Below are 23,269 nucleotides of genomic sequence, written 5' to 3'. Positions count from 1 at the left end.
CGCCGTGTGCAATCGACGGAAGGCCCGGGCGGCGCTCATGTCCGGCGCGCCGGTGACGAATACCCCGAGATGGCCCCCGACCCGACACCGTCCGCGCCGCCGCCGGACACCGAAGCGCATGCCGCGCTGCTGGCGCTGCACCACGCGAGTCCGCTGGTGGTCGGTCTCTTCGACCCGGCCGACCGGCTGCGCTACGCCAACCCGGCGTTCCGGCAGGCCTACGACCTTGCGGAGGGCGAAGCGCCGACCTGGGCCGAACTGATGCGGCTCAACCACCGGCGCGGCAAGGGCGCGGCGATCCGCAGCGACGACATCGAGCGCTGGATCGCCACCGCGCTGTCGCGGCGCGGCAAGGTGCCCCACCGTGCGTTCGAGGCCGACCTCTGCGACGGCCGCTGGCTGTGGATGCAGGAGCACCTCGACGCGGCGGGCTGGATGCTCTGCGTGGCCTGCGACATCACCCAGCTGCGCAGCGAGGAGCGGCTGCTGCGGCAGGCCCGCGACGTCGCCCAACGCGCCGCGCTCACCGATCCGCTGACCCACGTGAGCAACCGCCTGCACATCCTGCAGCTGCTGGATGCGGCCGTGGCCAAGGCGCGCAGCGAAGCAGCGCCCTGCTGCCTCGCGATCCTCGACCTGGACCACTTCAAGGGCATCAACGACCGCCATGGCCATCCGTTCGGCGATGCGGTGCTGGTCGATTTCGCGCGCCGCGTGCAGGCCCTGCTGCGCAGGAGCGACTGCCTGGGACGCCTGGGCGGCGAGGAATTCATGGTGCTGCTGCCGGAGCTGACGCTGGACGGCGCCCGCGAGGTGCTGGAGCGCCTGCCCGCCCACGTCGCCGAGCCCCACCGGGTGGCGGAGCGGCAGGAGGTCTGCTACACGCTGTCGGCCGGGCTCACGATGCTGCTGCCCGGCGACAGCGCGCACAGCGCGTACCAGCGCGCCGACCGGGCGATGTACGAGGCCAAGCGCCGCGGGCGCAACCAGGTGCGCGTCTCCCGCGGCGGCTGAGCGCCCGGGGCGCCCGCCGGCGCGGCATCGTCAGGCGACGATGCCCTTGCTGCGCAGCTCGGCGATCTGCGCAGGCCCCAGCCCCATGCCGGCCAGCACCGCGTCGGTGTCCTCGCCCAGCCTCGGCGCCGCGCTGCGGATGCCGCCGGGCGTGCCGGTGAGCCGCGGCACGATGCCCGGCACGTCGAGCTCGTGGCCGTCGCGCGTGGTTTGGCGCAGGATCATGTTGCGCGCCCGGTAGTGCGGGTCTTCGGCGATGTCCTTCGCGGTGTAGACCTTGCCGGCCGGCACACGCGCCTCGGCCAGCGGCCGCAGCACCTCGTCCACCGTGCGCTCCAGCGTCCACGCCTCGATCGCCGCGTCGATCTCGGCCACGCGTGCCACGCGGCCGGTGTTGTCGCACAGGTCGGGAGCGCTGCCGAGGTCGGGCCGTCCGATCACGGCCATCAGCCGCTTGAAGATGCTGTCGCCGTTGCCGGCGACCAGCACGTAGCCGTCGCGGCAGCGGTACGCGTTCGACGGCGCGATGCCCGGCAGCGCGCTGCCCGCGGCCTCGCGCACCGCGCCGAACGCGCTGTACTCTGGCAGCAGGCTCTCCATCACGTTGAACACCGCCTCGTGCAGCGCGACGTCGACGACCTGGCCCCGGCCGCCGTGCGCCTGGCGGTGGTACAGGGCCATCATCACGCCGATGACGCCATGCAGCGCGGCCAGCGTGTCGCCGATCGAGACGCCGCAGCGCACCGGCACGCGGCCGGGCTCGCCGGTCAGGTGGCGCAGGCCCCCCATCGCCTCGCCGACGACGCCGAAGCCCGGCAGGTCGCGGTAGGGGCCCGTCTGGCCGTAGCCCGAGATGCGCAGCATCACGAGCCCGGGGTTCAAGGCGCTCAGGTCGTCGTAGCCCAGGCCCCAGCCCTCCAGCGTGCCGGGCCGGAAGTTCTCGATCAGCACGTCGGCCTCGGCGATCAGGCGCCGCGCGATGTCCTGGCCCTCGGGGCTGCGCAGGTCGACGGCGACCGAGCGCTTGTTGCGCGACTGCACCTGCCACCACACCGAGGTGCCGTCCTGCAGCAGGCGCCAGCGGCGCAGCGGGTCGCCGCCTTCGGGCGGCTCGATCTTGACGACGTCGGCGCCGAAGTCGCCCAGCGTTTTCGCCGCGAAGGGGCCGGCGATGAGCTGCCCCATCTCGACGATGCGCACCCCCTGCAGCGCAAGGGTGCCGGGGGCAGGCGGGGGGGGCGGTGTCATGGCGTTCATCGGGTCGGCGGCTCCATCCGGCAAGGGCGCGAATTGTCCGCCGGAGCGGGCGCCACTGTTGACGCTTTCGCAATGGCCCATTGGCGCCGGCACGCTTTTTCCCGCAGGGGGCGCTGCCTAAAGTTCACCCCATCGACGGACCGCACAACACACCACTGCAGTCCACCGACGCTCCCTCCTCCACCCGATACCGAAAGGAAACACCATGAACACCAAGTCCCTCATCGCCGCTTCCGTGCTCGCCCTGCTGGGCTCCGGCGCCGCGTTCGCACAGGTCAACGGCGATACGGGCGGCTACGACGTGCCCGAGCTGCACGCCCCGTCGACCAAGACCCGCGCCGAGGTCATCGCCGAGCTGCAGGCCGCGCGCGCCAACGGCGAACTGCGCATCGGCGCGGAAGGTGAGACCTACGTGCCGAACACGAAGTTCGTGTCGACCAAGAGCCGCGCCGAAGTCCGCGCCGAAGTCGTCAAGGCGCTGCAGGCCGGCGAACGCCTGAGCTACGGCGACACGCAGGGCTGAGCCCCGAAGGCGCCGCAGGCCGGCGCCGCTTTTCCCACCGTCATCGCAAGGAAACGATCATGAACACCCCCTCCCTCGTCGCGGCGGCGCTCGCCGCCTTCATCGGCACCGCCGCCTTCGCACAGGAGGCCGGCGTGCAACAGGTCGTCGTGCAGAAGACGCGCGCCGAAGTCATCGCCGAACTGCAGGCCGCACAGGCCCGGGGCGAACGCAGCTTCGGCGATTCCTACGGCTACGACATCACGGCCCGGCCCTTCGTGTCGACCCGCACGCGCGCCGAAGTGAAGGCCGAGCTCGCGCAGGCCCGTGCGAACGGAGAGATCGGCTTCGGCGACACCTACGGCTACGACGTCGCCAGCAAGCCCTTCGTCTCGACGAAGACCCGTGCGCAGGTGCAGGCCGAAGCGGCCCAGGCGCTGCGCTCGGGCCAACGCCTGAGCCAGGGCGATTTCCTAGGCGGCTGACCGCAGACCCGCACGCAAGACCGCCTTGGACGGGCAGGCCCCCGAGGGCCGCCCGTCCGACAGGACACCTCCATGAAGACCGCCCTCGCCTTCACCATCGCCGCCCTGGGCTTCGCCGCCAACGTGGCCTGGGCCACGGAGATCCCCAGCCCCCGGGCCGCAGCCTCCACGCCCGCCGCACGGACCGCCGCGCCGCGGACGCCGGCCAGCGCGCCCGCGGCGCCGGCGGCACCGCTGCGCCCGGCCACGCGGCCGGCCCAGGCCGCCGACACGCCGCCCACCACCCTGTGCGCCTGCGCGTCAGGCGACCCCTTCGCCTGACGCCGCTGCGCCGCCGCGGCAACAATCGCCGCCATGCAAGCCCTGATGACCCTGCTCGTCGAACACGGCGTGTTGATCGTGTTCGCCGTGACCATGGCCGCACGCGCCGGCGTGCCGGTGCCGGCGGCGCCGCTGCTGGTGGCCGCCGGCGGCGTCGCGATGCACTCGCCGCAGCCGGCCGCCGTCGCGTGGACGCTGGCGCTGCTGGTGGCCATCGCGGCCAACGTGGCCGGCGACGGCGTGTGGTTCTATGCCGGCCGCCGCCACGGCCACCGCATCATGGGCCTGCTGTGCAGGCTCTCGCTGTCGCCCGATTCCTGCGTGCGGCAGAGCGAAGACCTGATGACCCGGTGGGGCGGCGGCGCGCTGGTGGCCGCGAAGTTCGTGCCGGGCGTGTCGGTCGTGGCCGCGCCGATGGCCGGGGCACTGGGCATGTCGGTGCCGCGCTTCGTGGCCTACGACGTGCTGGCCGGCGCCATCTGGTCCGCGCTCTTCCTGGGGCTGGGCGCGGTGTTCAGCCGGGAGGTCGAGGCGGTGATCGCGGCATTGGCCGATGCGGGCCTGGCGGCCGGCGCGCTGCTGCTGGCCGTGGTGGCCGCCTTCGCCGGCTGGCGCTGGCTGCGGCGCCAGCGCTTCCTGCGATCGCTGGCGATGCAGCGCATCAGCGTCGACGAACTGAAATCGCTCGTCGACAGCGCGCAGGCCAGCCCGGGAGCCGGGGCCGAGCGCGCCGCGCCGATGATCATCGACGTGCGGTCGAACGGCGTTGCGCAGATCGACGGCCGCCGCATCCCCGGCGCCAGCGCGGTGGCCCTCGCGGAGATCGAGCGGCATGCGGCCCGCCTGCCGCGCGACCGTGACATCGTGCTCTATTGCAACTGCCCGAACGAAGCATCGGCGGCCCTCGCCGCCCAGCGGCTGGCCCGCCAGGGCTTCAGCCGCGTGCGGCCGCTGGCCGGCGGGCTCGATGCCTGGGCCGCCGCAGGGCACCCGGTGGCCACGGATTGACCCGGCCGCCGCCCTCGCCGGCGCTGCTGCATTGCACAATGCTGCGCCGGAGAGGGACCACCAGGGGAATGCCGCATGCGCCGAGTCGTTTTCAACCAGAAGGGGGGCGTGGGCAAGTCCACGATCACCTGCAACCTCGCCGCGGTCAGCGCCCAGCAGGGCCTGCGCACGCTGGTGGTCGACCTCGACTCGCAAGGCAACACCACCCGCTACCTGATGGGCCAGGCCGCCGACGGCGACCTCGGCGCGGGCGCCGCCGAGTTCTTCGACCAGACGCTGAAGTTCAGCGTGCGGCCGCCGGCCACCACCGACTTCATCGTCGCCACGCCCTGGGACCGGCTGAGCCTGATGCCGGCCAGCGGCAAGCTCGACGAGCTGCACGGCAAGCTCGAATCGCGCTACAAGATCTACAAGCTGCGCGATGCGCTGGCGGAGCTGGCCGACGAGTTCGATGCCATCTACATCGACACGCCGCCGGCGCTCAACTTCTACACCCGCTCGGCACTGATCGCGGCCGAGGGCTGCCTGATCCCGTTCGACTGCGACGACTTCTCGCGCCGCGCGCTCTACGGCCTGATGGAGACGGTGCAGGAGATCCGCGCCGACCACAACGATGCGCTGGAGGTCGAAGGCATCGTCGTCAACCAGTTCCAGCCCCGCGCCAGCCTGCCGCAGCGCACTGTGCAGGAGCTGGTCGACGAGGGCCTGCCGGTGCTGCAGCCCTACCTGAGCGCGAGCGTGAAGATCAAGGAATCGCACGAGCAGGCCAGGCCGATGGTGCACCTGGACCCGAGGCACAAGCTGACGCTGGAGTTTGTGGCGCTGCACGGCGCCATAGCCGGCAAAACATAGCGCATAGCGCAGCCGCCCGCCGTGGGGCACGCCTAAAATTGGAATAATTTCCACCAGCACGGCACCCGATGAAGAAGGCCCCCGCCAAGAAAACGTCCACTCGGGTGGAGGAGCCTTCCGACCATCTCGCGCGGCTCTCGCAGGCCCTGCGCGACCGCCGTCGCCGCGCCCACCTGTCGATCGAGCGGCTGGCCGAGCTGTCGGGCGTGAGCCGCTCGATGATCTCGAAGGTGGAGCGCGCCGAGGCCACGCCGTCGACCTCGGTGCTCTCCAAGATCGCCGTGGCGCTCGACATCACCTTCTCCGACCTGCTGGCCGAGCAGGAGGAGCAGGAGGTCGTGCTGCTGCCCGCCCGCGTGCAGCCGGTGATCCAGGACCGGGAATCCGGCTTCACCCGCCGCTGCCTCTCGCCCATCCTGCCCGGCCGCGGCATCGACTGGGTGCTCAGCACGCTGCCGAGCGGCGCCACCACCGGCGAGCTGTCGGCGCACCGACGCGGCACCGAGGAGTACATCTACGTGCTCACCGGCACCCTGGAAGCCAGCGTGGGCCAAGCGACGCACCGGCTCGAGGCGGGCGACGCGATCTTCTTCCAGGCCGCCGCCACCCACCAGTTCTTCAACCCCGGCCAGGGCGACTGCCAGTACTTCCTCGTGATCGACAGCAGCCGGCTGCGGCGCTGACCACCGCGCGCGGATGGTGCGGCGCCGGGCCAGCCGGCACCGCCGGCGTGCGGCCATGCCTCGTTCGGGTGTTTCCTTTGGTGGAAAAACCTCCACTTAACGTGGCACGGGCATTGCTCATCCAGTGGAGATTTATCCACTGGAGTGTTCTGCCATGGCCTTGCCGTCCCGCCCAGCCCAGTCTCCCGCCGCGCCCGCTGCGGCCAGCCGACGTACTGCCCTGAAGGTGGCGGTGGCCGCAAGCGCCGGCCTCGCGGCGCCCGCGGTGTCGGTCGCGCAGACCACCACCTGGCGCTTCCAGAGCGCCTGGCCCGCCAAGGTCATCTTCCAGGAGTTCGCGGTGGACACCTGCCGCCGCATCGAGCAGAACACCGGCGGCAAGCTGAAGATACAGATGCTGGCCTCGGGCGCCGTGGTGCCGCCTTTCCAGGTGCCCGACGCCGTCTCGAAGGGCACGCTCGACGGCGGCCACACGCTGCCGGTGTTCGGCTTCGGCCGCAACACCGCCTTCGGCCTCTTCGGCGCCGGCCCCAACTTCGGCATGGACTCCAACCAGCTGCTGGGCTGGGTGGAGCACGGCGGCGGCAAGCAGCTGTATGCCGAGCTGCTTGCCGCGGCCAAGCTGGAGGTCGTCTCGTTCCTGCACGGCTCGGTCATCACCGAGCCCTTCGGCTGGTTCCGCAAGGAGATCAAGGGCCCCGACGACCTCAAGGGTCTGAAGTACCGCACCGCCGGCCTGGCCGTCGACATGATGAAGGAGCTGGGTGCCGCGCCGGTGCAGATGGCCCCCACCGACACCCTGCCGGCGCTGGAGCGCGGCGTGATCGACGCCGCCGAGTACGCCAACCCGACCGACGACCGCCTGGTGGGCTTCCCCGACGTGGCCAAGAACTACTACCTGCAGAGCTACCACATGGCCAACACGCTCTTCGAGCTGCTGTTCAACAAGGCCAAGTTCGACGCGCTGCCGGCCGAGATGAAGGAGGCGGTGCACACCGCGGTGCTCGCCTCCAACAGCGACATCGCATGGAAATCGATGGACCGCATGTCGACCGACCTGATCGACATGCAGTCGAAGAACGGCGTGAAGGTGCACCGCACGCCGGCGTCGATCCTGGCCGCGCAGCTCGATGCGTGGACACGCGTGATCGCCCACCGCAGCGCGGAGAACCCGCTCTTCGCGAAGATCATCGACTCGCAGAAGGCCTGGGCCAAGAAGGTCGTCTACTGGTCCGAGATCATGACGGTGGACGCCCAGGCGCCCTACCGCAAGTTCCTGGGCTGAACGGCCGCCGGCATGCCGCCATGAACGCCTACCTGCGTTTTGCCGACCGGCTGTCCACCCGCGTCGGCCAGGCCTTCGCCTGGCTGATCGTGGTGCTGGTCGCCATCATGGTCTACGAGGTCTTCAGCCGCTACGTGCTGGGCAACCCGCACGACTGGGTCTTCGACGTGTCGATCATGTGCTACGGCGCGGTCTTCCTGATGGGCGGCGCGTACACGCTGGCCAAGGAGAACCACGTGCGCGGCGACATCCTCTACGGCTTCCTGCCGCCGCGGGTGCAGGCCGGGCTCGACCTGCTGCTGTACGGCCTCTTCTTCTGCCCCGGCGTGCTCGCGCTGATGTGGGCCGGATGGGGCTTCGCCGGCGAATCGTGGGCGGTGCGCGAGCACTCGGCCAACACCGCCGACGGCCCGCCGATCTACCCGGTGAAGATGCTCATCCCGCTGGCCGGCGCGCTGCTGCTGATGCAGGGTGCGGCCGAGGTGCTGCGCTGCATCGCCTGCCTGCGCAGCGGGCACTGGGCGCCGCGCGAGCAGGACGTGGAGGAGGTCGACGTCGACAAGCTCAAGGCCCTGGTCCGCGAGGAGGGCACGCCATGAAGAAGGAACTCTGGTTCGGCCTGTCCATCATGTCGCTCGTCGTGCTGATGGCCATGGTGCTCACGCCGTGGGGTGCGCTGGAGAACGGCCACATCGGGCTGCTGATGCTGGCGCTGATCGTGGTGGCCATCATGCTGGGCTTTCCCACCGCCTTCACGCTGATGGGCATGGGCATGATCTTCACGTTCATCGCCTACTGGCGGGTCGAGCCGGGCACCGCCTGGCGGCTGACGCTGGAGCTGATGGTGCAGCGCGCGTATTCGGTGGTGACCAACGACGTGCTGATCTCGGTGCCGCTGTTCGTCTTCATGGGCTACCTGGTCGAGCGCGCGAACCTGATCGCCAAGCTCTTCCGCAGCCTGCACCTGGCGATGTTCCGGGTGCCGGGCTCGCTGGCCGTGGCCACGCTCTTCACCTGCGCGATCTTCGCGACGGCCACCGGCATCGTGGGCGCGGTCATCACGCTGATGGGCCTGCTGGCCATGCCGGCGATGCTGCGCGCCGGCTACGACCCGAAGGTGGTCGCCGGCGCCATCACGGCAGGCGGCTGCCTGGGCGTGCTGCTGCCGCCGTCGGTGCTGCTGATCGTCTACAGCGCGACGGCGGGCGTGTCGGTGGTGCAGCTGTACGCGGGCGCGGTCTTCCCGGGCCTGATGCTGGCGCTGCTGTACGTCGGCTACGTGATCGTGCTGGCCAAGCTCAAGCCCGCGCTGATGCCGCCGCTGCCCGAATCCGAGCGCGTGATCACGCTCTCGCCCGCCGTGCAGGCGATGGGGGCCGACGGGCGCAGCCGCGTGCTGCCGGTGCTCTGGCACGCGCTGCGCACCCGCGCCCTGCGCCCGCAACTGCGCCGGGCGTCGCTGGAGATCGCCACGTTCGCGTTCCCCGTGGTGATGCTGCTGAGCGCCTTCACGCTGGCCCAATGGCCCGCCGCCGGCACGATCGGTCCGCTGGCCAGCCTGGGCGCCGCCATGCCGGCAGCGGTGGCGAGCGAAGCCGAGCCGCAGGACATGTTCAGCCTCGGCGCCCCGGTCGATGCCGCGGCCCCGCAGGCCGGCACGCCCGAGGCCCCGGCGTCGATGCTCTCCGGCACCGCGCCCTGGATCGCGGGCGGCGTGCTGCTGCTCGCGCTGCTGTGGTTCTATGCCCGGCTCGATTTCGAGCACCTGGAGATCCTGAAGATGCTGGCCGGATCGTTCTTCCCGCTCGCCTTCCTGATGGCGGGCGTGCTGGGCAGCATCGTGATGGGCCTGGCCACGCCCACCGAGGCCGCCGCGGTGGGCGCCTTCGGCGGCGCGCTGCTGGCCGCGATGTACCGGCGCCTGAGCCTGCCGGTGGTGCGCGAGTCGGTCTACCTCACCGGCAAGACCAGCAGCATGGTGTGCTGGCTCTTCGTCGGCTCGGCGATCTTCTCGGCGGCTTTCGCGCTGCTGGGCGGGCAGGACATCATCGAGCGCTGGGTGCTGTCGCTGGGCCTGACCAAGCTGCAGTTCCTGCTGCTGGCGCAGGCCATCATCTTCCTGCTGGGCTGGCCGCTGGAGTGGACGGAGATCATCGTGATCTTCATGCCGATCTTCGTGCCGCTGCTCGGCCACTTCGGCGTCGATCCGCTGTTCTTCGGCCTGCTGGTGGCGCTGAACCTGCAGACGGCCTACCTGTCGCCGCCGGTGGCCATGGCCGCCTTCTACCTGAAGGGCATCTCGCCGCCGCACGTCACGCTCAACCAGATCTTCGCGGGCATGCTGCCCTTCATGGGCCTGCAGATCGTCGCGCTGTTCGTGCTGTATGCCTTCCCGCCGATCGGGCTGTGGCTGCCGCAGGTGCTGTACCGCTGAACTTGCTTTCACAAGGAGACCCGATGACCACCGACTGGACCGGCGGCAAGCTGCTGCACATCCACATCGCCCCCGCCGCCTCGCACGAGATGGAGGAAGTGCCCGAGGCCACCTGCGTGGCGGGCCAGGGCATCGTGGGCGACCGCTACTACCTGAAGACCGGCACCTACTCGGCCAAGCCCGACATCCGCGAGGTGACGCTGTTCGAGGCGGAGACGCTGGCCGCCCTGGCGAAGAACGATCCCCCGCTGCAGGACGGCCCGATCGCGCTGACCCCCGCGGACCACCGGCGCAACTTCACGGTGCAGGGCGTGCCGCTCAACCACCTCGTCGGCAAGCGCTTCCGCGTGGGCGAGGTGGTGCTGCGCGGCGGACGGCTCAACTTCCCCTGCAAGTACCTCGACGAGCTGCTCGGCCTGCCGCTGTACCTGCCGCTGTACAACCGCTCGGGGCTGAACTGCTCGATCGAGGTGGGCGGCGTGGTGCGCCAGGGCGACGTGATCGAGCCGCTGGACTGAAGCCCGCCCGCGCACGCCACGCCATGACCGCCCGACTTGTCATGAAGCTCACCGTCGCAGCGGTCCGCCGCGAGACGGACGAGGTGATGCACCTGGAGCTGCGCCACCCCCGGCGCCCGCAGCTGCCCCCGCCTTCGCCCGGCGCGCATGTCGACGTGCACCTGCCGGACGGCCGCATCCGCCAGTACTCGCTGTGCGGCGACCCCGACGACGCCGGCGCGTACCGCATCGCGATCAAGCGCGAGGCGCCCGGCCGCGGCGCCTCGCGGTGGCTGCACGCGCACGTGGAAGCCGGCATGGCGATCGGGGTCAGCGCGCCGCGCAACAACTTCCCGCTGGCCGCGGGCGCCGCGCGCCACGTGTTCGTGGCCGGCGGCATCGGCGTCACGCCCTTCGTGCCGATGGCGCAGGCCGCGCTGCGGCGCGGCGAGTCCGTCACGCTGCACTACTGCGCGCGCAGCGAGGCGACAGCGCCCCTGCTGGGGGCCGTGCGCAGCATCGAAGGGCTGGCCCTGCACACCTGGTTCGGCGACACCGTGCCGCGCGTGCGCTTCGATGCCGCGGCGCTGCCGCCGCCCGAGCCGGGCATGCACCTCTACTGCTGCGGCCCCGCGCGCCTGATCGACGCCGTGCGAGACGCCACCGCGCACTGGCCGGACGCGCAGCGGCACTTCGAGGTCTTCCAGCCGACGCTGGACGAGCACTTCAAACCCGAGCCCTTCGACGTCACGGTGGCCTCCACCGGCCAGACGCTGCGTGTGCCCGCCGACCGCTCCGCGCTGGCCGTGCTGCGCGAGCACGGCCTGTCGCTGCCTTCGTCGTGCGAACTGGGCGTGTGCGGCGCGTGCGAATGCGGCTACCGCGACGGCGTGGTGATCCACCGCGACGTGGTGCTTGGCCCTGCGGCGCGGCAGGACCGGATGATGCTGTGCGTGTCGCGCGCCCGCGGGGGCGTCACGCTCGACCTCTGAGGAACGTGCTCACCAGGCGGCCGGATCGACCTGGTAGTACAACCTGAACTCGGCATACAGCGCCGGGTGCTCGGCCGCCATGCGCACCGGCTGCTCGAAAAACACCTCCGACGCGACCGCGAAGAACTCGGCCGGCTCGGTGGCGCCGTAGGCGTCGAACAGCGTGGGCTCGCCCACCGCATGCCGGTGCCGCAGTTCGGCGAACGCGGTGCCCAGCACCTGCGACCAGCGCGCATAGTGGCTGCGGCGCGCCAGTGCGGGGGCGCCGTTGGCCGCGCCGTTGGCCTGGTCGAGCTGGTGCGCGAACTCGTGGATCACCACGTTGCGGCCGTCACCGGGATCGCCGGCCCCTTGCAGCACGTCGGCCCACGACAGCAGCACCTGGCCCTGCGACCACGATTCGCCCGACAGCACGCGCCGGTCGTCGTGCTGCACGCCGGCATCGCCGGTGCGCACGCGGTCGACCACGAAAGCGCCGGGGTACAGCAGCACCTGCCGCAAGGCATCGAAGCGCACGCCGGGCCGGTTGAGCAGCAGCAGGCTCGCCTGCGCGGCGACGGTGACGCGCATCTCGTCGGTGACCTTCAGGCCGTTGCAGCCGATGAAGGGCACTTCCGCCAGGAACTCGTTGATGCGCTGCTTGAGCTGCAGCTGCAGCGGCGCCGGCAGGCGGCCCGCCAGCGGCACGCGCCGGCGCAGGATGCGCCGCCATGCCGCCGGGAACGGCTGTGCCCGCCAACGGCGCCGGCGGCGCTCGGCCAGCCACGGCTGCCCCAGGAACCACAGGGCCAGCAGCAGCGCAAGAACGGTGGCGACGATCATCGGCATGGCAGGTCGATCACAGTGTGCGCCCGGCAGGCCCTCGGCGGGATGGCTGTCACGCCAGCAAGGTCGTGTGATCAGATGGCGGCCGCCGGGCGCTTCTTCAAGCGCCAGCGTTCCAGCCGCCGCCCAAGGCGCGCACCAGGCCGACGGTCGCCTGGTACTGCGCCGCCCGCACCTGCAGCGCCTGCCGCCGGTTGCGCAGCTCGGTGCGCTGGGCATCGAGCAGGTCGAGCTGGCTGACGAAGCCGTTGCGGTAGCGCGAGTTCGACAGCGTGGTGGCCCGCGTGGCCGACTCGACCGCGCGCGACTGCGCCTCGGCCTGGTCGGCCAGCAGGCGCAGCGTGGAGAGCTGGTCTTCCACGTCCTTGAAGGCCACCAGCACCTGCTCGCGGTAGCCGGCCAGCGCGCCGTCGAGCTCGGCGCGCGCGCTGTCGACGCCCGCCTGGCGCCGGCCGCCGTCGAAGACCGGCAACGACAGCAGCGCGCCGATGCCCCAGCTGCGCATCGACCACCTGAAGAGGTCACCGACCTCGGGCGACGCATAGCCGCCTTGGGCCGTGAGCGACACGCTCGGGAACCACGCCGCCTGCGCGACGCCCACGCGGGCCTGCGCGGCCAGCATGCTGCGCTGCGCGGCCGACACGTCGGGCCGGCGCTGCAGCACCGTGCTGGGCACGCCCGGCGGGATCACCGGCAGGCTCGCCGACCAGGCCTGCGGCGCCACTTCGAACGACGAGGCCGCCTCACCCACCAGCACGGCCAGCGCGTGCTCCAGCACCGCGCGGCGCTGGTCGAGCGCCAGCGCCTCCGATTCGGTGGCCGCCACCTCGGTGCGCACGCGCGCCACGTCGAGCTCGGCGATGTCGCCGGCCTGCTGGCGGCGCTCCGTCAGCCGCAATGTGTCGCGGTAGGCGAGCACGGTGTCGCGCACCAGCTCACGCTCGGCATCGAGCACACGCAGCGCCAGGTAGGTCTGCGCCGTTTCGGCCTGCACCAGCAGCCGCGCGCTCTGCAGCAAGGCTTCGCGGGCCTGCGCATCGAGCGCGGCGGCCTGGCTGGCCTGCGACAGGCGGCCGAACAGGTCCAGCTCGTACGACAGGGTCAGCCCCGCGGTGGCCAGCGTGTTGACATCGCCGTTGTTGTTGGCGCCGGCCTGGCGCGACACGCCCGCCCCCACGCCGACCTGCGGCGCGCGGTTGGCGTCGGCCGAACGCGCCAGCGCCCGGGCCTGCGCCAGCCGCGCCGCGGCCTGCTGGATGCTGGTGTTGCGCTCGGCGGCCTGCTCGACCCAGCGGTCCAGCTCGGCGTCGCCGAAGCTCTTCCACCATTCGCCGCGCGGCTGCGCCTCGGCCGGCGTGGCACGGGCCCAGCGGCCGTCGGTTTCCTTGAAGGCGGCCGGCGTGGCGGGCAGCTGCCGATCCTCCACCGGCGGCAAGGCGGTCGCGCAACCGGCCAGCACCAAGGCCGCGACCAGCGGTGTCCAGCGGATCCATCGTTTCATGTGGTTCATGTTGTTCTCCTCGTTCAAGCGTCGTGCGGGTGGCGAGGCGCGGCCGGCATCGGCTGCGCGTGGCCGCCGCCCTGGGCCGCGTGGGCGCCCGCGAAGGCCTCCATGTGCGGCACCTCGCCGTGCAGCTTCAGCGGCCGGTTGCCGGTGAGCTTGCGCAGCAGCACGTAGAACACCGGCGTCAGGAAGAGGCCGAAGGCCGTCACGCCGATCATCCCGGCGAACACCGCCACGCCCATCGCGCTGCGCATCTCGGCACCGGCGCCGGTGGCCAGCACGAGGGGCAGCACGCCCATCACGAAGGCCAGCGAGGTCATCAGGATCGGGCGCAGGCGCAGCCGCGCGGCCTCGATCGCCGCCTCGATCGGCGTGCGCCCGGCGAATTCCAGCTCGCGCGCGAACTCCACGATCAGGATCGCGTTCTTCGCGCTCAGCCCCACCAGCACCACCAGCCCGATCTGGGTGAAGACGTTGTTGTCGCCGCCGTCGAGCCACACGCCGGTCATCGCGGCGAGCAGGCCCATCGGCACGATCAGGATGATGGCCAGCGGCAGCGTCAGGCTCTCGTACTGCGCCGCCAGCACCAGGAAGACGAGCAGGATCGCCAGGGGGAAGACGATCACCGCCGAGTTGCCGGCCAGGATCTCCTGGTAGGTCAGCTCCGTCCATTCGTAGCCGATGCCGGGCGGCAGCGTCTCGGCCGCGATGCGCTGGATCGCGTCCTGCGCCTGCCCGCTGGAGTAGCCGGGCGCCGGGCCGCCGTTGATGTCGGCTGACAGGAAGCCGTTGTAGCGCATCGCGCGCTCGGGGCCGAAGCTGGGCTGAACGCTCATCAGCGCGGCCAGCGGCACCATCTCGCCCGAGGCCGAGCGCACCTTCAGCAGGCCGATGTCCTCGGCGCGCGCGCGGTGGCCGGCATCGGCCTGCACGCGCACGGAGTAGGTGCGGCCGAACTTGTTGAAGTCGTTGACGTACAGGCTGCCGAGGTAGATCTGCATGGTGTCGAACACGTCGGTCACCGACACGCCGAGCTGCCGCGCCTTGGTGCGGTCGATGTTGGCGTAGAGCTGCGGCACGTTGACTTGGTAGCTGGAGAACATGCCGGTGAGCTCAGGCGCCTGGTAGGCCTTGGCCATGAAGGCCTTGGTGGCGGCATCCAGCGCCTCGTAGCCGAGCGACGCGCGGTCTTCCAGCTGCAGCTTGAAGCCGCCCGTGGTGCCCAGCCCCTGCACCGGCGGCGGCGGGAACATCACGATGAAGGCGTCCTCGATCTGCGCGAACTGCTGGTTCAGCGCCATCGCGATGGCGCCGGCGCTCTGGTCCTTCGCGGTGCGCTGGTCGAAGGCCTTGAGGCCGACGAAGACGACGCCGGAGTTGGAGCTGTTGGTGAAGCCGTTGATCGACAGGCCCGGGAACGAGATGGCGTGCTCCACGCCGGGCTGCTTCAGCGTGATCTCGCCCATGCGGCGGATCACGTCGTCGGTGCGGTCGAGCGTGGCGCCGTCGGGCAGCTGCGCGAAGCCGATCAGGTACTGCTTGTCCTGCGCCGGCACGAAGCCGCTGGGCACGGCCTTGAAGAGGCCGAAGGTCACGGCCACCAGCGCCAGGTAGATGGCCATCATCAGCGCCTTGCGCGTGACGACCTTGGCCACGCCGCCGGCGTAGGCCTCGGAGCCGCGGCCGAACGCCTTGTTGAAGCCGCGGAAGAACCAGCCGAAGGCGCGGTCCATGCCGCGGGTCAGCGCGTCCTTGGGCGCATCGTGGCCCTTGAGCAGCAGCGCGGCGAGCGCGGGCGACAGGGTCAGCGAGTTGATCGCCGAGATGACGGTGGAGATGGCGATCGTCAGCGCGAACTGGCGATAGAACTGGCCCGTGAGCCCGCTGATGAAGGCCAGCGGCACGAACACGGCCACCAGCACCAGCGCGATGGCGATGATGGGGCCCGACACTTCGCGCATCGCGCGGTAGGTGGCCTCGCGCGGGCTCAGGCCCGCCTCGATGTTGCGCTCGACGTTCTCGACGACCACGATGGCGTCGTCGACCACGATGCCGATGGCCAGCACCAGGCCGAACAGGCTGAGCGCGTTGATCGAGAAGCCGAACACGTGCATCACCGCGAAGGTGCCCACCACCGACACCGGCACGGCCAGCAGCGGGATGATGGAGGCGCGCCAGGTCTGCAGGAAGACGATGACGACCAGCACCACCAGCAGCACGGCTTCGAGCAGCGTGTGCACCACCGATTCGATCGACGCCCGCACGAACTGCGTGGTGTCGTAGACGATGGAGTGCTCCACGCCTTCGGGCATGGCCTTCTGCGCGTCGGCCATGGTGGCGCGCACCTGGTCGGCGATGTCGATGGCGTTGGAGCCGGGCGCGGCCAGGATGGCGATGGCCACGGCTTCCTTGTTGTCGAGCAGCGAGCGCAGCGCGTAGTCGGAGGCACCGAGTTCCAGGCGGGCGACGTCGCGCAGGCGGGTCACTTCGCCGCCCTGGCCGCTCTTGACGATGATGTCGCCGAACTGCTCGACGTCCTCGAGCCGGCCCTGGGCGTTGACGGAAAGCTGGAAGTCGACCCCCGGCAGGCCGGGCGAGGCGCCCACCACGCCGGCGGCGGCCTGCACGTTCTGCTGGCGGATGGCGTCGGCCACGTCGCCGGCCGAGAGGCCCCGCTCGGCCACCTTGGCCGGGTCGAGCCACACGCGCATGGCGTAGTCGCCGCTGCCCCACAGCTGCACCTGGCCCACGCCCTTCAGGCGCGCGAGGCGGTCCTTCAGGTTGATGGCGGCGTAGTTGCGCAGGTAGGTGTTGTCGTAGCGGCCGGTGGGCGATGACAGGTGCACCACCAGCGTGAGGTCGGGCGAGCTCTTGATGGTGGTGACGCCCAGGCGCCGCACTTCCTCGGGCAGCCGCGGCTCGGCCTGCGAGACGCGGTTCTGCACCAGCTGCTGGGCCTTGTCGGGGTCGACGCCGAGCGCGAAGGTGACGGTGAGCTGCATCACGCCGTCGGTGGTGGCCTGGCTGCTCATGTAGAGCATGCCTTCGACGCCGTTGATGGATTCTTCCAGCGGGGTGGCCACGGTCTCGGCGATGACCTTGGGGTTGGCGCCGGGGTATTGCGCGCGCACCACCACCGAGGGCGGCACGACTTCGGGGTACTCGGAGATCGGCAGCACGCGCAACGCGAGCAGGCCGCCGATCAGCATCAGCACCGACAGCACGCCCGCGAAGATGGGGCGGTCGATGAAGAATTTGGACAGGTTCATGGGTTCCTCCCTCGTGAGGGGACAACGCTTGTTCTTCGGCTCGTTCCGGGTGGCGCGGGGTTTCAGGAGGCGCTGCCGGCGCCCGCCTTGGCCGTCACTTCGGGCTTGGCGTTCATCGGCACCAGCTTGGGCGCCACCTGCACGCCCGGGCGCACGCGCTGCAGGCCGTTGACGACCACGCGCTCGCCGGCCTGCAGGCCGCTGGTGACGATGCGCAGGCCGTCGACCGTGGCGCCGAGCGTCACTTCGCGCCAGACCAGCTTGTCGCCCTCGCCCACCACCATCACGAAGCGCTTGCTCTGGTCGGTGCCGACGGCGCGTTCGTTGAGCAGCAATGCCTCGCTGGTGCGGGCCTGGCCCATGCGCAGCCGGGCGAACTGGCCGGGCGTGAGCTGGCCCTGCGGGTTGTCGAACACCGCGCGCACGCGCACGGTGCCGCTCCTGGCGTCGACCTGGTTGTCGATGAGCTGCAGCTTGCCGTCGACGCCCACGCCGTCGGCGGTTTCCATGCGCACCGGAATGCGCTGGAGCTGCTCGCGCCCACCCTGGGGCAGCGCCGCCAGCGCCCGGGTGACGATCTGCTCGTCGGCGTCGAAGCTCGCGTAGATCGGGTTCACCGACACCAGCGAGGTCAGCACCGGCGCGCCGGCGCCGGCGGAGATGAGGTTGCCCACCGTCACCTCGATGCGGCCGACGCGGCCCGAGACCGGCGCCTTCACCTGCGTGTAGCCGAGGTTGAGGCGCGCTGACTGCAGCGCAGCCTGCGCGGCGCGCAGGTTGGCCGCCGCCTCGCGCTGGGCGTTGCCGCGTTCGTCGAGCTCGCGCTGCGCGATGGCCTGTTCCTGCCACAGCCGCTGTGCGCGTTCGTATTCGCTCTGGGTGAAGGCCACGCGCGCCTGCGCCGCGGCCACCTGGGCTTCGGCGCGGTCGACTTCGGCGGCGTAAGGCGCCGGGTCGATCGTCACCAGCAGGTCGCCCTGCCGCACGAGCGAGCCTTCGCGGAAGTGCACGGCCTGCACCGCGCCGGCCACGCGCGACCGCACCTCGACGCGGTCGACCGCTTCGAGGCGGCCGGAGAATTCGTCCCAGGCGACGACGCCGCGGCGCTCGACCGCGGCCACGGAGACGGGGACGGCCGCGGGCACCTCGGCCGCCGGCGGATTGGCCGCGTCGCTGCTGGGCGACAACGTGAGCGTGGCCGCGGCGGCCAGCGCCGACAGGGCCACGCCGCCGAGCCACCAGGTGCGCGGGTGGCGGATGAGCTTGCTGTTCATGTGAAAAACTCCTGGTGAAGATGGATCGGGGTGCCGCAGGCAACACCGCCCCCTGCCGGCTGCAAGCGGCATGTGAAGTACGGTGAACGGGAACTTGGGCTCTACAATGCGATCTTGATTTCGAATCGACAAGTACCCACCTTTTGGTAAGTACCTAAATTTTTCGGAGTCCCGTATGGCGAGGAAGACTTATGGCTGCGGCCTGGAAGCGGCGCTGTCGCTGATCGGCGGCAAGTGGAAGCTGCTCATCCTCTACAACCTGGCAGAAGGCGAGCCGAGGCGGTTCGGCGAGTTGCGCCGGCTCACCGCGGGCATCAGCGAGAAGATGCTGATCCAGGAGCTGAAGGAGCTGGAGCTCGACGGCGTGGTGAACCGCAAGAACTACCAGGAAGTGCCGCCGCGCGTGGAGTACACGATCACGCCGTTCGGCGAATCGCTGATGCAGGCGCTCGGGCCGCTCTGCGAGTGGGGCACCAAACACATGAAGCGCATCGGCAACTTGCCGACGCAGGCAGTGCCCGAGGAGGATGCGGCCTGACGGCCTGCCCGCCGATGACCCTTCGCCGCGCAGGCCGTCAGGCCGGCATGGCACGCTGCGGCTGCCGAACCTTCACCACCGGAGAACTCCTGCCATGAGCATCCAGGCCACCTGGGAACCGAAGGACGCTGCCGCCGAGGGCGCCAGCGCAACCGCCTGCGAGATCCTCCTGCCGGGGGGCGCGCTGATCGCGGACGTCGATCCGCGCCCCGGCGAAGCCGCGCTGCGGCCCTCCCCCCACGACCTGCTCGACGCGGCGCTGGCCGCCTGCACCACGTTGACGCTGGAGCTCTACAGCCAGCGCAAGGGCTATGCGCTGCGGCAGATCCGGGTGCAGGTCAAGCATGCGCAGTCGGAAGGCGTGTACCGCATGACACGCACCATCCAGGTCTTCGGCGCGCTCACCGACGAACAGCGCGCCTCGCTGCTGCGCGTGGCCGAGGCCTGCCCGGTGCACAAGACCCTCGTCGGCGACATCCACATCGAAACCCACCTGGACGCCGACGTGCTCTAGCAGCCGCCGGCCCGCGCCGTCAGCCCGGCCCGCCCTGCGGACGGCGCGGCACGCCCAGCCGCGCCGCCAGCCGCGCCAGGTTGCCGCGGTCCACCCCCAGCGCGCGCGCGGCAGGCGCCCAGCGATGGCCGTGGCGCTGCAGCGTGCCGGTGATCAGCTGGCGCTGGAAGGCATCGACCGCTTCGCGCAGCGGCATCGTGGCCAGGTCGCCGCCGCCTTCGGCCGCATCGGCCCCGGGGCCCGCCGCGGGCGCGGCAGCCGCGCCGGGCGGCCGCGCCCGCAGGTCCAGGTCATCCGCCGTGAGGCTGAGGATGCGCGGCGGCACGCCCTGGCGCGAGGTGGCGCCGGCCAGCGCCCGCAGCACGCTGCGGCCCACCAAGTGTTCCAGCTCGCGCACGTTGCCCGGCCAGTCGTGCGCCAGCAGCGCCGCCTGCGCGGACGCGTCGAGCCGCAGGCCGCCCAGGTGCAGGCGCGCGCGGTTCTCTTCCAGGAAATGGCCGCAGATCAACAGCACGTCGCGTCCGCGCTCGCGCAGCGGCGGCACGTGCAGCGGGTAGACGCTGAGCCGGTGGTAGAAGTCGGCACGCATGCGGCCGGCGCGCACTTCCTGCGCCAGGTCGCGGTTGCTGGCGGCGATCACGCGCACATCCACATGGCGCTCGCGGTCGGAGCCCAGGCGCTGCAGTTGCCCGCTCTGCAGCACGCGCAAGAGCTTGGCCTGCACGGGCTCGGGCAGCTCGCCCACCTCGTCGAGGAACAGCGTGCCGCCGTGGGCGAGCTCGAACTTGCCGGCGCGGTCGGCCACGGCACCGGTGAAGGCGCCTTTGACGTGGCCGAACAGCTCGCTCTCGACCAGCGTGTCGGGCAGCGCCGCGCAATTGAGGCTGACCATCGGCTGCCCGGCGCGCGGCGACGCGGCATGCAGCGCCTGCGCCACCAGCTCCTTGCCGACGCCGGTCTCGCCCTGGATCAGCACGCACAGCTCGCTCGCGCCGACGATGCCGATCTCCTTCACCATCTGCCGGTGCACGGGGCTCTGGCCCAGCAGCTGGCGCGCGCCCGGCGCCGCAGCCAGCCGGTAGCCCTCCGCCCGCCGGCGCTCGGCATCGGCGCGCGAGGCCAGCTGCGCCATGCGCTGTGCCGCGCTGACGGTAGCGGCCGCCAGGCTGGCGAAGGTCTCGAGCACGCCCAGGTCGATCTGCGAGAAGCGCTGCGGCTGCAGCGCATCCAGGGTCAACAAGCCCCAGGGGCGCTCGTCGACCTGCAGCGCGCAGCCCACGCAGTCGTGCACTTCCAGGTGCCCGGTGATCCCTTCCACGAGCCCGTCGTACGGATCGGGCAGCCCGCAGTCCGCCGCGAAGCGCAGCGGCCCCCGTGCCGCCAGCAGCGCCTGCAGGCGCGGATGCTGGGCCACGCGGAAGCGCCGGCCCAGCGTGTCGGGGCTGAGCCCGTCGATCGCCAGCGGCCGCAGGGTGTCTCCCTCCAGCCGCAGCAGCGCGACCGCGTCGCACGGCAGCAGCGTGCGCAGGCCTTCGAGCAGGCGCCGGAAGCGCTCGGCCTCCGGCAGGTCGCGCGAGAGGTCGGCGACCAGCGGCACGACGGCGTCGAGCAAGGCGTTCGATGTCATATCGACTTCATGTGCGTGAATATGACTTCATCATAGTGATGTCATAAGCACATCACCACGGCCAAGTCATTGATTTGCCGAGCCTTCGGGGTTGGCCTGCGCGTTGCAATGCACCACGCATCCCCAAGGAGCCATCGACATGCTGACCGAAGCCCAACGCGCCATCGTCCGTGCCACCGTCCCTCTGCTGGAGACGGGCGGCGAGGCACTCACCACGCACTTCTACCGGATCATGCTGGCCGAGCACCCCGAGGTGCGGCCGCTCTTCAACAGCGCCCACCAGGCCAGCGGCGCCCAGCCGCGTGCACTCGCCAACGGCGTGCTGATGTACGCCAAGCACATCGACCGGCTGGAAGCGCTGGGCGACCTGGCGGCGCAGATCGTCAACAAGCACGTCGCCCTGCAGGTGCTGCCTGCGCACTACCCGATCGTCGGCGCCTGCCTGCTGCGCGCGATCCGCGAGGTGCTGGGCGCCGAGGTGGCGACCGACGAAGTGATCGCGGCCTGGGCCGCGGCCTACCAGCAGCTCGCCGACCTGCTGATCGGCGCCGAGGCCCAGCGCTACGACGCCCTGGCCGCCGCGCCAGGCGGATGGCGCGGCGCACGCGCCTTCACCGTGGCCGACAAGGTGAAGGAGAGCGAGGAGATCACGTCCTTCCACCTGGTGCCGGCCGACGGCGGTGCGGTGGTCGGCTTCATGCCTGGGCAGTACATCGGCCTGCGGCTCTGGGTCGACGGCGAGGAGATCCGGCGCAACTACTCGTTGTCCGCCGCGCCCAACGGGCGCAGCTACCGCATCAGCGTCAAGCGCGAGCCGGGCGGCAAGGCATCGAACTTCCTGCACGACACCGTGCACGCCGGCGACTGCATCGAACTCTTCCCGCCCGCCGGCCACTTCACGCTGGCGGAAGGCGACCGGCCGGTGGTGCTGATCAGCGGAGGCGTCGGCATCACCCCGACGCTGGCGATGCTGGAGGCGGCGCTGGCCGGCACACGGCCGGTGCACTTCATCCACTGCGCGCGCAACCATGCGGTGCACGCCTTCCGCTCGGCGGTGGACGCACTGGCCGCCCGCCACCCGCAGCTGCGGCGCTTCTACTGTTACGACGAACCTGCGGCGGCCGATGTGCCGCATGCCGTGGGCCGGCTGGACGAAGGCCGGCTCGCCGGCTGGCTGCCCGCCGCGCCTGCCGACGTGGACGCCTATTTCCTTGGACCCAGGCCCTTCATGCAGCAGGTCCGCCGCACGCTGCGTGCGCTCGGGGTGCCGGACACGCAGGTGCGCTACGAGTTCTTCGGCCCGGCCTCCGCCCTGGAATAGCGGGATGGCAACACCCGCGGCCTGACGAGGTCGCTGGCTCCGGACGGAGGCTATCCGCCACCGCTTCCCGTTCATACAATATTGAAACAACGTTTTGATATCGAGGGAACAACGTGGCAAATGCTCCGCGGGTGGCGCTGTTCGGTGAATGCATGCTGGAACTGCAGGGCGAGGCGTTCGGCACGATGCGCCAGGCCTTCGGCGGCGACACGCTGAACACCGCCGTGTACCTGGCGCGATGCGCCGGCCCCGCGGTGCGGGCCACCTACGCCACCGGCCTGGGCGAAGACCGTCTGAGCGACGGTCTGGTGCAGCGCTGGCAAGCTGAAGGCCTGGACGTCGGCCTCGTGCGGCGAGTGCACGGGCGCACGCCGGGGCTGTACCTGATCGAGGTGGATGCCAGCGGCGAACGCACCTTCAGCTACTGGCGCGACCAGAGCGCCGCCAAGGCCTACTTCGATGCGCCGCAGACGCCGCTCGAGGAGGCCGCGGGCCGGCTCGATGCGCTGTACCTGAGTGGCATCAGCCTGGCGATCCTCCCGCCCGCGGGCCGCGAGCGGCTGCTCGCGCTGATGCGGGCGATGCAGGCGCGCGGCGCACTCGTCGCCTTCGACAACAACTACCGTCCGCGCCTGTGGGCCGAGCCCGAGGAAGCGCGGCACTGGTATGCGCAGGCCTACGCCGCCAGCAGCCTGGCCCTGATCACCGCCGACGACGAGCAGGCGCTGCATGCCCTGCCGGCGCTGGAAGACGCCGTCACCCGGGCGCTGGCGCTGCCAACGCCGGAGGTGGTGGTCAAGCGCGGCCGCCTCGCCACCCTGGTGCGCGCCGGGCAGGCCCCGGTCGCCGAGGTGCCGACGCTGGACGTGAAGCCGGTGGACACGACGGCCGCGGGCGATTCCTTCGCCGGCGCGTACCTGGCGGCGCGCCTGGCGGGCCGCTCGCCGCAGGAAGCCGCGGCCCGCGGCAACCAGCTGGCGGCCCGTGTCATCCAACACCGCGGCGCGCTGATTCCCCGCGAGGCGATGGCCGACCTGATGTGACGCGGCCGGCCCTCGCCGGGCCGG

At 71.2% G+C, this 23,269-nt stretch carries 22 protein-coding genes; 16 read left to right on the top strand and 6 right to left on the bottom strand.

The annotated features are described in order from the left end of the window. Nucleotides 1-69: 69 nt before the first annotated feature. Nucleotides 70-1,014, top strand: coding sequence for a sensor domain-containing diguanylate cyclase (locus V4F39_RS10880; RefSeq protein WP_332289391.1), 945 nt, complete (start codon nucleotides 70-72; stop codon nucleotides 1,012-1,014). Between the two features lie 30 nt (nucleotides 1,015-1,044). Here the strand turns inward: V4F39_RS10880 and V4F39_RS10875 are convergent, their stop codons facing one another. Continuing rightward, nucleotides 1,045-2,262 carry a CaiB/BaiF CoA transferase family protein gene (locus tag V4F39_RS10875; protein ID WP_332289390.1) on the bottom strand — a complete coding sequence of 406 codons (1,218 nt, stop codon included), beginning with the start codon at nucleotides 2,260-2,262 and terminating at the stop codon, nucleotides 1,045-1,047. A gap of 214 nt (nucleotides 2,263-2,476) precedes the next feature. On the opposite strand from V4F39_RS10875, the gene V4F39_RS10870 reads away from it, so the two are divergent. The 11 genes from V4F39_RS10870 (at nucleotide 2,477) to V4F39_RS10820 (ending at nucleotide 11,330) form a co-directional block, all read left to right on the top strand. Continuing rightward, nucleotides 2,477-2,794 (top strand): DUF4148 domain-containing protein, encoded by a 318-nt coding sequence (locus V4F39_RS10870; protein WP_332289389.1) that lies wholly within the window; start codon nucleotides 2,477-2,479, stop codon nucleotides 2,792-2,794. 59 nt (nucleotides 2,795-2,853) lie between these two features. Beyond that, entirely contained in the window at nucleotides 2,854-3,258 is a 405-nt protein-coding gene (locus tag V4F39_RS10865; protein ID WP_332289388.1) for a DUF4148 domain-containing protein, read from the top strand. 72 nt (nucleotides 3,259-3,330) lie between these two features. After that, nucleotides 3,331-3,579, top strand: a complete 249-nt coding sequence (locus V4F39_RS10860; protein WP_332289386.1) for a hypothetical protein — start codon at nucleotides 3,331-3,333, stop codon at nucleotides 3,577-3,579. 33 nt (nucleotides 3,580-3,612) lie between these two features. Beyond that, a complete protein-coding gene (locus V4F39_RS10855) occupies nucleotides 3,613-4,587 on the top strand; it encodes a major capsid protein (RefSeq protein ID WP_332289385.1) in 975 nt (324 codons plus the stop codon). Between the two features lie 75 nt (nucleotides 4,588-4,662). After that, a complete protein-coding gene (locus V4F39_RS10850; RefSeq protein ID WP_332289384.1) occupies nucleotides 4,663-5,439 on the top strand; it encodes a ParA family protein in 777 nt (258 codons plus the stop codon). A gap of 68 nt (nucleotides 5,440-5,507) precedes the next feature. Beyond that, nucleotides 5,508-6,122, top strand: a complete 615-nt coding sequence (locus V4F39_RS10845; RefSeq protein ID WP_332289383.1) for a helix-turn-helix domain-containing protein — start codon at nucleotides 5,508-5,510, stop codon at nucleotides 6,120-6,122. 232 nt (nucleotides 6,123-6,354) lie between these two features. Next, nucleotides 6,355-7,407 (top strand): TRAP transporter substrate-binding protein, encoded by a 1,053-nt coding sequence (locus V4F39_RS10840; protein ID WP_332289382.1) that lies wholly within the window; start codon nucleotides 6,355-6,357, stop codon nucleotides 7,405-7,407. Between the two features lie 20 nt (nucleotides 7,408-7,427). After that, a complete protein-coding gene (locus V4F39_RS10835; RefSeq protein ID WP_332289381.1) occupies nucleotides 7,428-8,006 on the top strand; it encodes a TRAP transporter small permease subunit in 579 nt (192 codons plus the stop codon). Continuing rightward, nucleotides 8,003-9,841, top strand: a complete 1,839-nt coding sequence (locus tag V4F39_RS10830) for a TRAP transporter large permease (protein WP_332289380.1) — start codon at nucleotides 8,003-8,005, stop codon at nucleotides 9,839-9,841. The genes V4F39_RS10835 and V4F39_RS10830 overlap by 4 nt, the downstream gene beginning before the upstream one ends. Before the next feature lie 23 nt (nucleotides 9,842-9,864). Further along, the gene (locus V4F39_RS10825; RefSeq protein WP_332289379.1) at nucleotides 9,865-10,359 is read left to right on the top strand and encodes an MOSC domain-containing protein; all 495 of its coding nucleotides are present in this window, start codon (nucleotides 9,865-9,867) and stop codon (nucleotides 10,357-10,359) included. 23 nt (nucleotides 10,360-10,382) lie between these two features. Next, nucleotides 10,383-11,330, top strand: a complete 948-nt coding sequence (locus tag V4F39_RS10820) for a PDR/VanB family oxidoreductase (protein ID WP_332289378.1) — start codon at nucleotides 10,383-10,385, stop codon at nucleotides 11,328-11,330. A gap of 9 nt (nucleotides 11,331-11,339) precedes the next feature. Here the strand turns inward: V4F39_RS10820 and V4F39_RS10815 are convergent, their stop codons facing one another. The 4 genes from V4F39_RS10815 to V4F39_RS10800 all read right to left on the bottom strand — a co-directional run bounded on the left by V4F39_RS10815 (nucleotide 11,340) and on the right by V4F39_RS10800 (nucleotide 18,202). Further along, nucleotides 11,340-12,158, bottom strand: coding sequence for a M90 family metallopeptidase (locus V4F39_RS10815; RefSeq protein WP_332289377.1), 819 nt, complete (start codon nucleotides 12,156-12,158; stop codon nucleotides 11,340-11,342). 97 nt (nucleotides 12,159-12,255) lie between these two features. Next, nucleotides 12,256-13,665, bottom strand: coding sequence for an efflux transporter outer membrane subunit (locus V4F39_RS10810; protein WP_332289376.1), 1,410 nt, complete (start codon nucleotides 13,663-13,665; stop codon nucleotides 12,256-12,258). 14 nt (nucleotides 13,666-13,679) lie between these two features. Next, nucleotides 13,680-16,928, bottom strand: a complete 3,249-nt coding sequence (locus V4F39_RS10805) for an efflux RND transporter permease subunit (RefSeq protein ID WP_332289375.1) — start codon at nucleotides 16,926-16,928, stop codon at nucleotides 13,680-13,682. 62 nt (nucleotides 16,929-16,990) lie between these two features. Beyond that, nucleotides 16,991-18,202: an efflux RND transporter periplasmic adaptor subunit gene (locus tag V4F39_RS10800; RefSeq protein ID WP_332289373.1), complete on the bottom strand. Its 1,212-nt coding sequence runs from the start codon at nucleotides 18,200-18,202 to the stop codon at nucleotides 16,991-16,993. Between the two features lie 175 nt (nucleotides 18,203-18,377). Between V4F39_RS10800 and V4F39_RS10795 the strand changes: the two genes are divergently transcribed. Next, a complete protein-coding gene (locus V4F39_RS10795; RefSeq protein ID WP_332289372.1) occupies nucleotides 18,378-18,740 on the top strand; it encodes a winged helix-turn-helix transcriptional regulator in 363 nt (120 codons plus the stop codon). 94 nt (nucleotides 18,741-18,834) lie between these two features. Beyond that, entirely contained in the window at nucleotides 18,835-19,254 is a 420-nt protein-coding gene (locus V4F39_RS10790) for an OsmC family protein (RefSeq protein WP_332289371.1), read from the top strand. A gap of 19 nt (nucleotides 19,255-19,273) precedes the next feature. Here the strand turns inward: V4F39_RS10790 and norR are convergent, their stop codons facing one another. Beyond that, complete coding sequence (norR, locus tag V4F39_RS10785; protein WP_332289370.1) at nucleotides 19,274-20,881, bottom strand: nitric oxide reductase transcriptional regulator NorR; 1,608 nt, start codon at nucleotides 20,879-20,881, stop codon at nucleotides 19,274-19,276. A 139-nt stretch (nucleotides 20,882-21,020) separates the two neighbouring features. Between norR and hmpA the strand changes: the two genes are divergently transcribed. Both hmpA and V4F39_RS10775 read left to right on the top strand, forming a co-directional pair. Next, entirely contained in the window at nucleotides 21,021-22,202 is a 1,182-nt protein-coding gene (hmpA, locus tag V4F39_RS10780; protein ID WP_332289368.1) for an NO-inducible flavohemoprotein, read from the top strand. A gap of 113 nt (nucleotides 22,203-22,315) precedes the next feature. Beyond that, nucleotides 22,316-23,245 carry a sugar kinase gene (locus V4F39_RS10775; protein WP_332289367.1) on the top strand — a complete coding sequence of 310 codons (930 nt, stop codon included), beginning with the start codon at nucleotides 22,316-22,318 and terminating at the stop codon, nucleotides 23,243-23,245. Nucleotides 23,246-23,269 lie beyond the last annotated feature (24 nt).

It is taken from the genome of Aquincola agrisoli (assembly GCF_036621135.1).
GTDB lineage: Bacteria > Pseudomonadota > Gammaproteobacteria > Burkholderiales > Burkholderiaceae_C > Aquincola > Aquincola agrisoli.
The sequence above is the reverse complement of the archived record's forward strand: the minus strand, read 5'-3'. Positions and strand labels throughout refer to the sequence as shown.